This is a genomic window from Leeuwenhoekiella sp. NPDC079379 (assembly GCF_044542075.1).
Taxonomy (GTDB): Bacteria; Bacteroidota; Bacteroidia; order Flavobacteriales; family Flavobacteriaceae; genus Leeuwenhoekiella.
Genome location: NZ_JBITTU010000003.1, coordinates 58,845 through 73,284, shown reverse-complemented (window position 1 = coordinate 73,284; position 14,440 = coordinate 58,845). Strand labels below are relative to the sequence as shown.

Here is a 14,440-nt window from a genome sequence, read left to right as displayed (position 1 = left end):
TAGGCATAAAAAAACCTGTTAGCAAAAACTAACAGGTTTTATAAAATACATTTTTATCGTATTAAAGCTCTAACGCTTTTAGCACATTATTATTCATCAATAATTCTTCAGGATTTTCTAACGCTTCTTTTACAGCTACTAGAAATCCTACAGATTCTTTACCGTCAATTATACGGTGATCGTAAGAAAGTGCAACATACATAATAGGCGCAATTGCAATACCTCCATCACGTACGATAGGACGTTCTACAATATTGTGCATACCCAAAATTGCAGATTGTGGTGGGTTAATGATAGGAGTAGAAAGCATACTGCCAAAAACACCACCATTAGTAATTGTAAATGTCCCTCCAGTCATCTCATCTACTGTGATCTGACCATCACGTGCTCTAAGAGCAAGTCGCTTCACTTCAGACTCAACTCCTCTAAAACTTAGATTTTCAGCATTTCTAATTACAGGTACCATAAGCCCTTTAGGACCAGAAACTGCAATAGAAATGTCTTTAAAATCATAAGTAATCATCTCCTTACCGTCTATCATAGAATTTACAGCAGGGTACATTTCTAATGCACGTACACAAGCTAATGTGAAGAAAGACATAAAGCCTAACCCTACACTATGTTTTGATTTAAAGTCTTCTTTATACTTGTCACGTAAAGCAAAAATAGCAGACATATCTACCTCGTTAAAGGTGGTAAGCATTGCTGTTTCATTTTTTACGCTCACTAAACGTTCTGCTACTTTGCGACGTAACATAGACATTTTTGAACGGCTTTCTCCACGACTTCCGTTACCGGGAGTTCCCATTGATGGTTGTGCGTTTACCGCATCATCTTTAGTAATACGACCATCGCGGCCACTACCCTGAACATCTTTAGCATCTATACCTTTCTCATCTAAAGTTTTCTTAGCTGCAGGAGATGGTGTTCCTGTCGCGTATGACTTTTTATCCTGAGACTGGTTAGGAGTACTTGACTTTGAAGGTGTTTCTGTTTTTGCTTCTGCCTTCTCGTTAGTATCTGCCGTATTCTTATCTTTTTTATCTAATTCTTTTTCAGCATCTCCACCACTACCTTCATCACCTGAAGCTTTGTTAGAATCTGAGCCCCCTGGTTTTGGAGCATCGGTATCAATAAGGCAAACTACCTGCCCTACTGCTACAGCATCACCTTCTTCAGCCTTTAATGTTATAATACCGCTTGCTTCTGCCGGAAGTTCTAAGGTAGCTTTATCGCTATCTACTTCGGCTATCGCCTGGTCTTTTTCTACATAGTCGCCATCTTCAACAAGCCACTGTGCTATTTCAACTTCTGTAATCGATTCTCCCGGAGAAGGGACTTTCATTTCTAAAGCCATATTTCTATTTTATTAACTTTTTTCTTTTGTAATGTTTCTATTTCAGTAGAACCAAAAACAAATTTTTTATTGGTTATTTGAATCTTTATCAAAAACATCATCAATCACTCGTTGATGTCTTCTCTTAAATCGCACCGAACTACCTGCAGCCGGAGCGCCGTAGAATTTACGACTGCAAATTCTGAATTTTTGTGCTTCGGGAAGATGCATTAATAAGTGCCCATAAGCACCCATATTACGCGGCTCTTCCTGAGCCCAAACTACATCATCTGCATTTTTATATTTTTCTATAGCGGCACGAATTTCATTCTTCGGAAGTGGAAATAATTGCTCTACTCGTACCAAGGCAACATCATCTCTTCCTAATTCTTCGCGTTTATCAAGAAGATCATAATAGAATTTACCGGTAACAAAAACTAATGTCTTTACAATATCAGCCTTAACAGAATCATCATCGATAGTCATTTTAAAACTTCCGTTAGCTAATTCTTCTTTTGTGGAAACAACCTTAGGATGTCTTAATAAACTTTTAGGTGTAAAAACAATAAGCGGTTTTCTAAAATTAGTTTTTAACTGGCGACGTAATAAATGGTAAAAGTTTGCCGGTGTAGTACAGTCTGCAACATACATATTGTCTACAGCACATAACTGCAAGTAACGCTCCATACGAGCAGAAGAATGTTCTGCCCCCTGACCCTCATAGCCGTGTGGTAATAACATTACCAGACCGTTTTGTAATTTCCACTTATCTTCTGCAGCAGATATGTACTGATCTAACATAATCTGCGCACCATTACTAAAATCACCAAACTGCGCTTCCCAAATAGGGAGTGTTTTTGGGCTTGCCATAGCATACCCATAATCAAAACCAACAACACCGTATTCAGACAGAAGTGAGTTGAATATATACATATGACCCTGATCTCCTTTAAGGTTATTCAAGAGCACAATTTCTTCTTCGCTATCTTCTACTTTAGTAACTGCATGTCTGTGAGAAAAAGTACCTCTTTCTACATCCTGACCAGTCATACGCACATCAAAACCTTCTTTTAGCAACGACCCGTATGCAAGTAATTCTGCAAGACCCCAATCTATCTTATTATCATCAAAGTACATCGTACGACGCCCTTCAATAATCTTAAGAATCTTACGCATGAACTTTTTATCATCTGGTAGCTTAGTTATTACCTCTGCAATTTCACCCAGTGCCTCAAGGTCATAAGTAGTATCTATAGGATTCATCATTTCTACCTCGGTAGCTTGCTCAAACCCTTCCCACTCATCCTGCATAATCGCAGTAATTCGTGTAGTATCTTCTTCTCTAGACTTTTCTAGCTTTTCTTCTAGCTTCTCTTTGTATTCTTCTTCAAGAAGCTTTACATAATTATCATCAATTACACCTTCTGCTCTTAACTTCTCTGCGTAGATATCTCGAGCATTATCGTGTTTAGCGATTGCTTTATATAATTTAGGCTGTGTAAAACGCGGCTCATCACCTTCGTTATGACCGTACTTTCTATATCCTAAAAGATCTATAAATACATCACGACCAAACTCCATCCTAAAGTCTAATGCAAATAATGAAGCGTGAACTACAGCCTCTGCGTCATCTGCATTAACGTGCAACACAGGCGATAGCGTAGTTTTTGCAACATCTGTACAATATGTAGAAGAACGTGCATCAAGATAATTTGTAGTAAAACCTATCTGGTTATTAATTACAATATGAATAGTCCCCTTAGTAGTATACCCATCTAACTGAGCCATTTGTATTATTTCATAAACAATACCCTGACCTGCAATTGCAGCATCACCGTGAACCACTATAGGCAGTACCTGGTTAGGTTGCTCAAAATGATGCAAATCTTGTTTTGCTCTGGCAATACCTTCTACTACAGCACCTACTGTTTCTAAGTGAGACGGGTTAGGCGCTATATTTATATTTATTTCTTTACCACTATCTGTTTTGCGGCTAGATGTCCAACCTAAATGGTATTTTACATCACCATCAAAAACTTCCTGATCATAATCTTTACCGTCAAATTCGCTAAATATGTCTTTAGCATTTTTACCAAAAATATTTGTTAGCGTATTTAAACGGCCTCTGTGTGCCATACCCATTACAAATTCTTTTACACCACGATCTGCCGCAGCTTCGATAATAGCATCAACTGCCGGAATAAAACTTTCACCTCCTTCAAGAGAAAATCGTTTTTGCCCAACATATTTAGTATGAAGAAAGGTTTCAAAAGAAACGGCCTCATTGAGTTTCTTTAAAATTTTCTTCTTTACGTCTCCCGAAAATTTTGGATGATTATCGTTGATATTTAGCTTATCCTGAATCCATTGTATTTCTTCAGGCTTACGTATAAACATATATTCAACACCAATAGACTCACAGTATATTTTTTCAAGATGGCTTACAATCTCACGTAAGGTTGTACTACCAATACCTAAAATTTCACCAGCAGAAAACGTGATATCTAAATCGTTTTCACTAAGACCAAAGTTTTTTAACTCTAGCGTGGGTGTATACTGGCGGCGTTCACGTACAGGATTTGTTTTTGTAAACAAATGTCCACGTGTACGATACCCGTCTATTAACTTTACAACCTGAAATTCTTTTTGAAGATTATCAGGAACAGAAGTCACTGTAGCTGTTGATTTTACCTCAGATATGGGACTGTCTGGCTGAAGACCACTTTCTTCCATACCGAAATCGAAACCTTGAAAAAATGCTCTCCAACTAGGCTCCACACTATCAGGGTGCTGTAGGTATTTATCGTAAAGTTCTGCGAAATATGCAGTGTTTGCTGCATTGAGAAATGAAAATCTATCCATTTTATAATTTAAATCTGTCGATTTTTTAAGCAATAATTTATCAAAAGTACAATTTTTCGATGGCACAAGACCTTTGGTTGACTAATTTTATGCTTATCATTAACATTTTAAAATCGGGAGTTGCAGGGTAGCTTAACTCGTGCGCAATCACTTAAAATTAAGTTTATGAAATCTATACTAAAAGTTTATGGTTTTGTGATGTTACTTTCTACAGTTAACAGCACATTACAAGCACAATCACAAAGTTCTGATTTTTGAGATAAGGTAAATGTAGGAGGCGGTTTTGGGCTAAATTTTGGAAAAGAATATTTTGCCGCAAGTATCGCTCCAAGTGCCATTTATAACTTCAATCCATATTTTGCGATGGGTCCTGGTTTGAGCTACTCATATGTTAAAGATCGATCTTTAAAATCTTCAATTATAGGAGGTAGTATAATCGCTCTAGCAAACCCGCTGCCTATTATACAGCTATCTGCAGAATTTGAAGAACTCTACGTTTCTCAAAGGGCAAATTTAGATGGTGGTACTTTTAGCAATGACTTCTGGAACGCTGCTCTATTTTTAGGATTAGGATACCGTAATGGCCCTGTTACCTTAGGTGCGCGATACAATGTACTTTATAATGACCGGGATGCAGTTTATACAAGCGCGATTCAACCTTTTATTCGAGTTTACTTTTAAAAGAAACTTTTACAAATTCCCGCTCAATAATTAATTGTGTTACTGCTATTGCAAGCTCATGAACCTGCTGCACCGGTAAATCTTTTATTTTAAATTCAGAAACATCTATAGCATACAGCACATTTAAATACGACTCAAAGTCTGAAACAATTAGCTCATAAATCGTAGCAGTAAGATTTCTTATGAGTGCTTCAGCATTCAAGTTTTGCTCAAAACCAGCTTCTAAACCAACTCGTGTAAAATCTTTATTTAATTGATTTATCAAAGCAGTATAAAGTTGCTTTGTAATTGCTAACTCTAAGATCTCTTGAGCTGTTTTCATATAACATCTTATACTTTTCTAAGCATTAAAGCTTGAGCAAATTCGCGTAGTAGCTTCTTATTATCTTCTTTAACTTCAAGATCATTTAGCACCTTAAGCGCTTTATTTGTATATAACTCTATCTCTTTTTTTATAGCTTCGGCTGCGCCGGAATCTACAAAGAGCTGCTTAACGGTTTCTATTTTACCACTAGGGTCCTGCGGACTAATACTATACAAATGACTTAACTGAATGCTGTGTGCCGGGTCGAGTCGTTCTAAGGCCGTTAAGTATAAAAATGTCTTTTTATTCTCTATAATGTCTCCACCTACTTGCTTTCCAAAAGTTTCGGGATCTCCAAAAGCATCTAAATAATCATCTTGAAGCTGAAAAGCTATACCTAAGTCCCTACCAAATTGGTAAATGAGGTCACAATTAGTTTTAGAAGCCGCAGCTACAATCGCTCCCATTTTTAAAGCTGCACCCACTAAAACAGCAGTTTTATATTCGATCATTTTTAGATACTCAGGTAACGTAACATCGTCGCGAGTTTCAAAATCAACATCGTATTGCTGGCCTTCACAAACCTCAATAGCAGTTTTACTAAAAAGTTTTGCAAGGCTTCTAAATGTATCCCCCTCGTAATTTTCAAAAAGTTGATATGCATTTATAAGCATCGCATCTCCAGAGAGAATACCGGTATTTATATCCCACTTTTCGTGAACGGTCTCTTTACCCCTGCGCAAAGGAGCATCGTCCATAATATCATCGTGAACTAACGAGAAGTTGTGAAATACCTCAACAGCCAGTGCTGCATCAAGCGCCTTGTTATAATCTGACTCAAAAATATCTGTAGCCATTAACGTTAGAACAGGGCGTAAACGCTTACCGCCCAGCTGTAGAATATAAAGAATAGGATCGTAAAGATTTTTAGGCTCTTTACTTTGAATTTTTGCATTTAAATAGTCAACAAATACATCTGTGTATTGATCAATACGCAACATAGCTCAAATTTTTTGCTAAAATAACACTCTAGATTCTAACTCCACTCTCAAACCTCAATAAGCTCACCTATATTCTCAATGTTATTATAATGTTAAGTTGTTGAAAAACTTTGGAAACTTAATTCGTTTTTAAAGTTTCCGAAGTATCTTTGCGCCGCAATATGAAACAAGAAATTTTAGATACCGCAACACAACTCTATATAAAGCAAGGCTTTAAGAGTGTTACTATGGATGATATAGCGACGCATATGGGCATCTCAAAAAAGACCATTTATGCCAGCTATTCACATAAAACAGAATTAGTATATGCAGTAAGTCATCAAATGATGACAACGGTACAAGCCGCTGTAACTAAGCTAATAAACAAGCATAAAAACCCTATAGAAGAGCTTTATGAAATTAAAAAATATGTAATTCAACATTTACAAGGTGAGAAGTCATCATCTATTCAACAACTATTGAAATATTACCCTAAAATTTTTAATGAACTCCAACTACAGCAATTTGATTTTATGAAAGGTTGTATGGAAGAGAATATTACTAAAGGAATAAATATGGGCTTGTTTCGTAACAATTTAGATGTCGAGTTTGTTTCCAGAATGTATCACATAGGAATGACTAACATCAAAGACGACAGTATTTTTCCGCAAGAAAAATTCCCCCACGCTGCATTATATGAGATGTATCTCGAATATCATTTACGTGGGATTGTCACTCCCGAAGGCCGAAAAATTCTCAATCAAATAATTCACTCAAATCAAGACTAATGCGAAAATCCCTAATCCTCTTAGCATGTGTATTTGGCTTCCTAAATTATAGCCAGGCACAAGACAGTACAGAGGTAAAATCGTATGCGCTAAGCTTACAAGATGCCATTATATATGGCCTTAATAATAGCTATAGTGCAAAAAATGCACAGACAGACGTTGAGATTGCCCTTAAACAAAAATGGGAAATCATAGCACAAGGACTTCCCCAGATAACGGGTGAAGTAACATATCAAAATCAGTTGATACAACCTACGTCATTTATTCCTGCTCAATTTTTTGACCCGAATGCTGCCGCAGGTACCTTTATCCCCGTTCAGTTTAGCCCCAAACAAAATGCGGCCGCTACCGCAACCTGGAATCAACTAATTTTTGACGGTTCCTATATTGTAGGTGTTCAGTCTTCAAAAACCTTGCTTCAGATTTCTGAAAATGCAAAGGTTAAAACAGACTTAGAGGTAAAACAAGCTGTTATAGAGGCTTATGGTAATGTTTTACTTGCTGAAGAAAGTGTTATAATACTTCAGAAAAACCTAAAAACCTTAGATAAAAATTTATCTGACACCCGGAAGATTTTTGAAAATGGACTTACGGAAGAGGAAGATGTAGAGCAATTACAAATTACCTATTTAGGTCTAGAAACTCAATTAAACAATACCATACGTCAACTTGCTATCGCTTATGATATGCTTAAGCTGACGTTAGGCATCACAATAGACAGTAAACTACAGGTTACAGACAGTCTTGAAGATTTAGCTATGCAATACTATGATCTAAACTTACTTACCCAGTCTATAAATCCAGAAAATAATATTGATTACCGCATTGCGGCAGATCAAACAAATCTTGCACAGACTGAAGTTAAACTAGAAAAAAGTAAAGCTTTACCTAGACTGAGTGCCTATGTAAATTATGGTGCTTCTGGAGCAAGTAACGATTTTAGCTTTCTCAGTAACGAGCAGCGTTATTTTGAACAATCTATTTTAGGAGTGTCTCTAACAGTACCTATTTTTAGTAGTGGTATGCGAGCAGCAAAAACAGCTCAAAAAGAACTAGCCTACAAGAAAAGCCTTGAAGATTTAGAGCAGACTCGTAATCAAGTAAAACTACAAATGGCTACCGCACGTAATGATTATCAATTTGCCCTAGATAATTTTAGCACGCAAGAAAAAAACCTGGCACTGGCAGAGCGTATCGAAAATAAAAATTCGATTAAATTCTTTGAAGGTATCGCCAGCAGTTTTGAGCTTAGTGAAGCACAAACACAGCTTTATCAAGCACAGCAAGATTACTTACAAGCAATGTATGAAGTAATTGCAAATAAAGCGGCCCTAGAAAAAACATTAGATACCAGCGTTTATCAACCTCAACAAAATTAACCACAGACAATTCTTTTTATGAAAAATATATTATCCCTACTCGTATTTACCACATTACTAATTTCTTGTGGAGAAAAACAGGTTGATGTAGATAAGCTCATCGCATCTGGAGATCTTGAAGCAATTAAAGAAGCTCACACGCAGCTCAAAGATGAAAATACTGAGCTACAAATGAAGCTTGAAAAATTAAATACCGTTATTGAGAATGCTGAAAAGAAAAGCAACGGTCCTTTAGTTTCAACTCAGAAAGTGACAGATACTTTGTTTAATCATTTTCTAGAAATACAAGGAAATGTTGAAACTAAACAAAACGTCATGATAAGTGCAGAATACAGCGGAGTATTGTCTCGCGTATTTGTAAAAGAAGGCGACAAGGTTACTAAAGGGCAGGTATTAGCACGTATAGATGACGGCGGTTTAGGGTCTCAATTAGCTCAACTACAAACACAAGCACAGCTCAACAAAACCACTTTTGAACGTCAAAAACGCTTATGGGACCAGAATATAGGTTCTGAAATACAGTATTTACAAGCAAAAGCAACTTACGAGGCTTCTCAAAGTCAAGTGAATCAATTAAAAGGTCAATTAGGTAAAACCACTATTAACGCACCATTTTCAGGTACAATTGATCAGGTAATGACAGAGCAAGGTTCTGCAGTTATGCCGGGTACTCAATTATACCGAATTGTAAATCTAAGCGATATGTATATCACTGCCGAAGTACCAGAAAGTTACTTAGGTACTGTAAACATTGGAAAAAACGTAGAAGTAGATTTTCCGGTACTTAATAAGAATATCGAATCTAAAATACGCCAGACCAGTAATTTCATTAATCCTGCTAACCGCTCATTTACTATTGAAGTAGCAGTACCTAATGAAGAAAAAAGTATAAAGCCAAACCTTACTGCAAAACTTAAGATTAATGATTACACCAGTGAAAGCGCAATTTTAATTCCGCTTAGCGTAATTTCTGAAAACGCAGAAGGTGAGCAATATGTCTATGTAGCAACTACAGGCGATGAGAATAACAGAATTGCAAAACGAGTTATTATAGAGACCGGAAAAGCACAAGCAGATAAAATAGAAATTCTAACAGGATTGAAGGCAGGTGATGAAATCATCGTTCAGGGTGCACGTAGCGTGCAGGATAATCAAGAGATTAGAATCCTAAATAATTAAGGAGATGAGCGAAAAGAAAATTAGTAAGAAAAAAAATCAGGTAGATAAAGAATTTGGCATGTCAAGCTGGGCGATAGATAACCCCACAGTGATTTATGTCATAATGGCTTTACTTCTGGTTATGGGTGGTACCGCATATTATGTTATGCCACGGGAGGCTTTTCCTGAAATTAATGAAACTAAAATTTACATATCTGCTCCTTACCCAGGGAACACTGCTGAAGATGTAGAAAAATTAATTACAGACCCTCTTGAAGACCGTCTAAAAAATGTTTCGGGAGTAACAGAGATTACCTCTACCTCTCAAGAAAACTACGCGCTTATCACTATAGAGTTTGAAGATGATATTTCGGTAGAAAGTGCTAAACAAGAAGTAAAAGATGAGGTAGATTCTGAAAAAGCAAATGAAGACTGGCCAGTTTCAAACGGCGTTAAAGTTGAACCCAATGTATTTGACTTAAGCCTATCTGAAGAGCAACCTATTCTTAATGTGAATATTCAAGGTAATTATCAGGTAGAGCAACTTAAAAAGTTTGGAGAATACCTTCAGGATGAGATAGAAGACCTACCAGAAATTAAAGAAGTTTCTATACGTGGTGCTCAAGATAAAGAAGTTGAAGTTGCCGTAGATGTCACTAAAATGAATGCTGCGCAGGTAAGTTTTGACGACATCCTAAACACCATACGTAATGGTAATATGACAATGGCTGCTGGTAACTTAATTAATAGCGGGCAACGTCGTACCATTAGAATACTTGGAGAAATCCAAAAACCTTCAGAGCTTGAGAATTTTATTGTTAAGTCTCAAAACGGCGCTGTTTATTTACGAGATATTGCAAGTATAACTTTTAAGGAAGAAGACAAAACTACGTATGCCCGCGAATGGGGAGAAAATGTAGTGATGCTTGACGTTAAAAAACGATCTGGCAAAAACATGGTAGAGGCGGTTGAGAAAATTAATACCATTCTGGCCGAAGCACAGGTAAATGAATTTCCTCCAGATGTAAAAATAACTACTGCCAATGACCAGTCTGAAAAAACTATTAATCAGGTAAATGACCTGGTTAACAACATCATATTTGGTATTATTCTGGTTGTAGGTGTACTTACCTTTTTCCTTGGGTTTAGAAATGCCCTATTCGTAGGTTTTGCAATCCCAATGTCTATGTTTATGTCATTTATGATCCTAAATGCTTTAGGATATACAATGAATACGATGATCCTTTTTGCCCTTATTATGGGTCTTGGGATGCTCGTTGACAATGGTATTGTAGTGGTAGAAAATGTCTACCGTCTGATGGATGAAGAAGGGATGTCCCGTATTGAAGCTGCTAAGAAAGGTATAGGTGAGATTGCGTTTCCTATTATTATTTCTACGCTTACCACTGTAGCTGCCTTTGTACCTTTAGGAACCTGGCCAGGAGTAATGGGGCAGTTTATGATCTACTTCCCTATTACACTATCTGTCGTATTAGGCTCTTCATTATTTGTAGCCATATTTATCAACTCGATGTTGGTTAGTAAATTTATGGATGTTGACCAGAAAATTCTAACCAAAAAACAGCTTATTAGACTTACACTAGTTTTAGTGCCGGTAGGTATTTTAATTTTGATTTTTGGCGGGGCGATACGCGGTATGGGTTCTGTAATGATTGTAACTGCAATTATCTTCTGGTTGTATAAATACAGTATTAAAGGAGCTGCAGAATATTTTCAGAACCATACATTAGTTTGGTTAGAAACTAAATACAAGTCATTTTTAACCTGGGCATTAAAAGGAAGAAAACCATCTCTTTTAGTAATTTCTACTTTCGCACTACTTATTCTTGTATTTATAGGATTTGGAGCTTCGGTAGGATCGCAACGTACGAGTATTGAATTTTTTCCAGACAATAAACCAAACCAAATTATTGTCTACATAGAATATCCTGAAGGAACAGATATCTCTAAGACAAATACTATCGCTAAGGATATTGAAAAGCGTGTGTATGCTATTCTAAATGACGAGCGCTACCTAAATGGGGATTTCAATTTTCTGGTAGAAAGTGCCGTCTCACAGGTAGGTGAAGGTGCCGGAAACCCGCAGACAGATGGTGGTAGCGCGGCAGAAATGCCACACCGAGCTAAGATAACAGCGACTATGCGAGAATATAAATTTCGTAATGGTGCAGATTCTGAAGAATTACGTACCCGTGTTCAGTCTGAATTGACAGATGCTTACCCGGGTGTAGCTATTTCGGTTGAAAAAGATGCTTCAGGCCCTGCGGCAGGATATCCTATAAATATAGAACTTGAAGGTACAGATTACAATGAGCTAATCGCTACCGCAGAAAATATGCGCAGTTTCATCAACTCTAGAAACATACCAGGGATTGAAGAATTAAAGATTGATGTAAACCGTGCCAAACCGGCAATGCAGGTTATTGTAGATCGTGAGAAAGCTGGTGCTCTGGGTGTTGCCAGTGGCCAGGTAGGAAACCAGCTGCGTAGAGCTCTTTTTGGTGAGAAAGCGGGTATTTATAAGGAAGATGGGGAAGATTATGATATTAATGTGCGTTTTGAAGAAGACGATCGCTACAATACTTCGGCATTATTTGATCAAAATATTACCTTTAGAGATGCTGCGACAGGGGTAATTAAAGAAATTCCGGTTTCTGCGGTTGCTACTAAGAAAAACACCTCATCCTTTAGTGCTATTAAACACAGAGATACTAAACGTGTTGTAACTGTTTACTCGGGCTTAGCTCCTGGTTTTGTTGATGCAACTGCCGTGGTTACTAAAATACAGGCAGAAATGCAGTCTTTTACAGCCTTACCAGACAGTATTCATATTGATTACACCGGTCAAATTGAAGAACAAAATAAGCAAATGCAGTTTTTAATGGGAGCGTTTTTTGGCGGTCTTGCATTGATATTCTTTATCCTTATTTTTCAGTTCTCTTCTATTTCTAAGCCTACTATAATTATGATAGCAATTTTCTTGAGCTTCATAGGCGTTTTTGGAGGTATTTTAATTACCGGAGCTTCTTTCGTTATTATGATGACGATGATGGGTATTATTTCGTTAGCGGGTATTGTAGTAAACAATGGTGTTGTTCTATTAGATTACACACAACTTCTAGTAGATCGTAGAATTGTACAGCTTGATCTTGATGACGACGCGTTACTTCCTAAAAATGAAGTTATAGATATAGTTGTAGAAAGTGGTCGTGCCCGTCTAAGACCGGTACTTCTAACAGCTATTACAACAGTATTAGGTTTAATACCGCTTGCGATAGGTATCAACATAGATTTCTTTGGCTTATTTAGTTCGTTTGACGCAGGTTTTTACATTGGTGGGGACAACGTAATATTCTGGGGTCCACTAGCCTGGTCTGTAATTTACGGTCTGATTATAGCTACCTTCTTAACGCTAATCATTGTGCCATTGCTGTATTTAATGGTACATAAATTTAAACTGCGTATTCACGGAAAGAAAAATACAGATGTTGAAACTAAAACTCAGGAAATTGAGTAATTACATTCATTAAAAGATAAAAAAAATGGCTGCCTGAAAAGGCAGCCATTTTTAGTTTAAACTAATTGTGGGTATTTACTCGTTTTCTGCAGCAGGAATTGGTAAAACATTATAAATCTGATCTCCTGTTCTGTCAATAGATAATAAACTGGAAAGATTATAACGCCTCAAATCAAACATTCTATGGTTTTCTGAGAATAAAGAATAACGTCTTTGTTTTAACAATTCACTAGTTAGTGCAGCAGCGGTAGTAGCTCCAGCATAATCATCAAGACCACCAGCCTCATCTCTTATTATGTTAAGAGCATCTTCAGCATCTTCAAGTTCATTTGCTAAAATACTAGCTTCTGCGTATATAAGAATAAGCTCTTCATTACTAACAATATCAATTGGCGACAATTGCGAATCATAAAGTATACTTTCATGAGTACCATTAAGACCATCTTGATTTGTTGGGTCTGGTCGAAGTACCGTTTTTGCAATTACTCGTAAGTCTCCTGCTTCAGCATCTGCAATAAAACTGTTATGAACAATAACCTGATCTCCATTATTTGGAGTTTCAACAGTTGACGGCACTCTAAAAACACCATTTAATAAATCATTACCGCTAGCCCCAAAAACATGTTTAGGCCCCATATCTAATGCTCCATTTAAATCTAAAAAAGATTCATCTAAAGCAGTAAGGGCTGCAACACCATCACCATCATATACAGCTGTAATTGCTGCCAGTGCTCTGTTAAACTTTCTAAAGCTAGCTACATCATCAAAACCAGCAAAACCACTACTCAAAGTAAACAAAAAATTTGTCCCTGCATTTGCCAGATCTTGATTTGCCTCATCAATCAATGTGCGAACAGCTGCAAGAGCAGGATCAAAGTCTAAAATAGGACCTAAATTTTCTGGGTCTGTCACATCAAGCCTTGCTTTTCCGTATGATTTAAGAAGTTGTATATACTCATAAGCCTGTGCTGTTTTAGCAAAACCTAAATAACCATTACGTTCTTGATCTGTCACTGTTTCGGTGTTTTGCACCGCACTAATTAAAAGCTGAGCATTTTTGATACATCTATAGTTACCATTCCACTGTGTGGTACTGTAAAAAGTATTGTTATCTAAACCTATTCCATCTTTTCCTAACAAATCACCTGTATTTCTTGGATCGGCATTAAAAAGATAAAACTCACGAGCCATAACACCAGTTGTTAAGATCTCTGTACCGTGACCTAAACGCAAAGTAGATTCTACTCCTATTAGTAGTTCATTGAGTTGCCCTATTGAAGCTCCCTGCTCAACTCCATTAACACTTGGGCCGTTGGGGTCTGCTAGTTCATCAAAAGTACAAGAGGTAAAGCCTATGAGAAGGCATACCGCAAGAACATTTATATAATTAAAATATAATTTCATATTCATTTTT

10 protein-coding genes are annotated in these 14,440 nt (G+C 36.9%); 5 read left to right on the top strand and 5 right to left on the bottom strand.

The window, feature by feature from the left end; translation table 11 throughout:
• Positions 1 to 61: 61 nt before the first annotated feature.
• Together odhB and ACIGAM_RS06245 are read right to left on the bottom strand one after the other, a co-directional pair.
• The gene (gene odhB / locus ACIGAM_RS06250) at positions 62 to 1,357 is read right to left on the bottom strand and encodes a 2-oxoglutarate dehydrogenase complex dihydrolipoyllysine-residue succinyltransferase (protein ID WP_396510612.1); all 1,296 of its coding nucleotides are present in this window, start codon (positions 1,355 to 1,357) and stop codon (positions 62 to 64) included.
• 66 nt (positions 1,358 to 1,423) lie between these two features.
• Positions 1,424 to 4,198: a 2-oxoglutarate dehydrogenase E1 component gene (locus ACIGAM_RS06245; protein WP_396510611.1), complete on the bottom strand. Its 2,775-nt coding sequence runs from the start codon at positions 4,196 to 4,198 to the stop codon at positions 1,424 to 1,426.
• Between the two features lie 363 nt (positions 4,199 to 4,561).
• Here ACIGAM_RS06245 and ACIGAM_RS06240 point away from each other — a divergent pair, with 363 nt between their 5' ends.
• Positions 4,562 to 4,879, top strand: a complete 318-nt coding sequence (locus tag ACIGAM_RS06240) for a hypothetical protein (RefSeq protein WP_396510610.1) — start codon at positions 4,562 to 4,564, stop codon at positions 4,877 to 4,879.
• On the opposite strand, the gene ACIGAM_RS06235 is transcribed toward ACIGAM_RS06240, so the two are convergent.
• A complete protein-coding gene (locus ACIGAM_RS06235) occupies positions 4,860 to 5,201 on the bottom strand; it encodes a hypothetical protein (RefSeq protein ID WP_396510609.1) in 342 nt (113 codons plus the stop codon). The genes ACIGAM_RS06240 and ACIGAM_RS06235 overlap by 20 nt on opposite strands.
• 8 nt (positions 5,202 to 5,209) lie before the next feature.
• Positions 5,210 to 6,184 carry a polyprenyl synthetase family protein gene (locus ACIGAM_RS06230; protein ID WP_396510608.1) on the bottom strand — a complete coding sequence of 325 codons (975 nt, stop codon included), beginning with the start codon at positions 6,182 to 6,184 and terminating at the stop codon, positions 5,210 to 5,212.
• Between the two features lie 161 nt (positions 6,185 to 6,345).
• On the opposite strand from ACIGAM_RS06230, the gene ACIGAM_RS06225 reads away from it, so the two are divergent.
• From ACIGAM_RS06225 to ACIGAM_RS06210, 4 genes are read left to right on the top strand one after another with little or no spacing between them, the layout of a single operon-like run.
• Positions 6,346 to 6,951 (top strand): TetR/AcrR family transcriptional regulator, encoded by a 606-nt coding sequence (locus ACIGAM_RS06225; protein WP_396510607.1) that lies wholly within the window; start codon positions 6,346 to 6,348, stop codon positions 6,949 to 6,951.
• Entirely contained in the window at positions 6,951 to 8,330 is a 1,380-nt protein-coding gene (locus ACIGAM_RS06220; RefSeq protein ID WP_396510606.1) for a TolC family protein, read from the top strand. Before ACIGAM_RS06225 ends, ACIGAM_RS06220 begins: the two co-directional genes overlap by 1 nt.
• 18 nt (positions 8,331 to 8,348) lie before the next feature.
• The gene (locus ACIGAM_RS06215; protein ID WP_396510605.1) at positions 8,349 to 9,509 is read left to right on the top strand and encodes an efflux RND transporter periplasmic adaptor subunit; all 1,161 of its coding nucleotides are present in this window, start codon (positions 8,349 to 8,351) and stop codon (positions 9,507 to 9,509) included.
• A gap of 4 nt (positions 9,510 to 9,513) precedes the next feature.
• A complete protein-coding gene (locus ACIGAM_RS06210) occupies positions 9,514 to 13,026 on the top strand; it encodes an efflux RND transporter permease subunit (RefSeq protein ID WP_396510604.1) in 3,513 nt (1,170 codons plus the stop codon).
• 75 nt (positions 13,027 to 13,101) lie between these two features.
• Here the strand turns inward: ACIGAM_RS06210 and ACIGAM_RS06205 are convergent, their stop codons facing one another.
• On the bottom strand, positions 13,102 to 14,430 hold the full coding sequence (locus ACIGAM_RS06205; protein ID WP_396510603.1) for a RagB/SusD family nutrient uptake outer membrane protein: 1,329 nt from the start codon (positions 14,428 to 14,430) through the stop codon (positions 13,102 to 13,104).
• Positions 14,431 to 14,440: the final 10 nt, after the last annotated feature.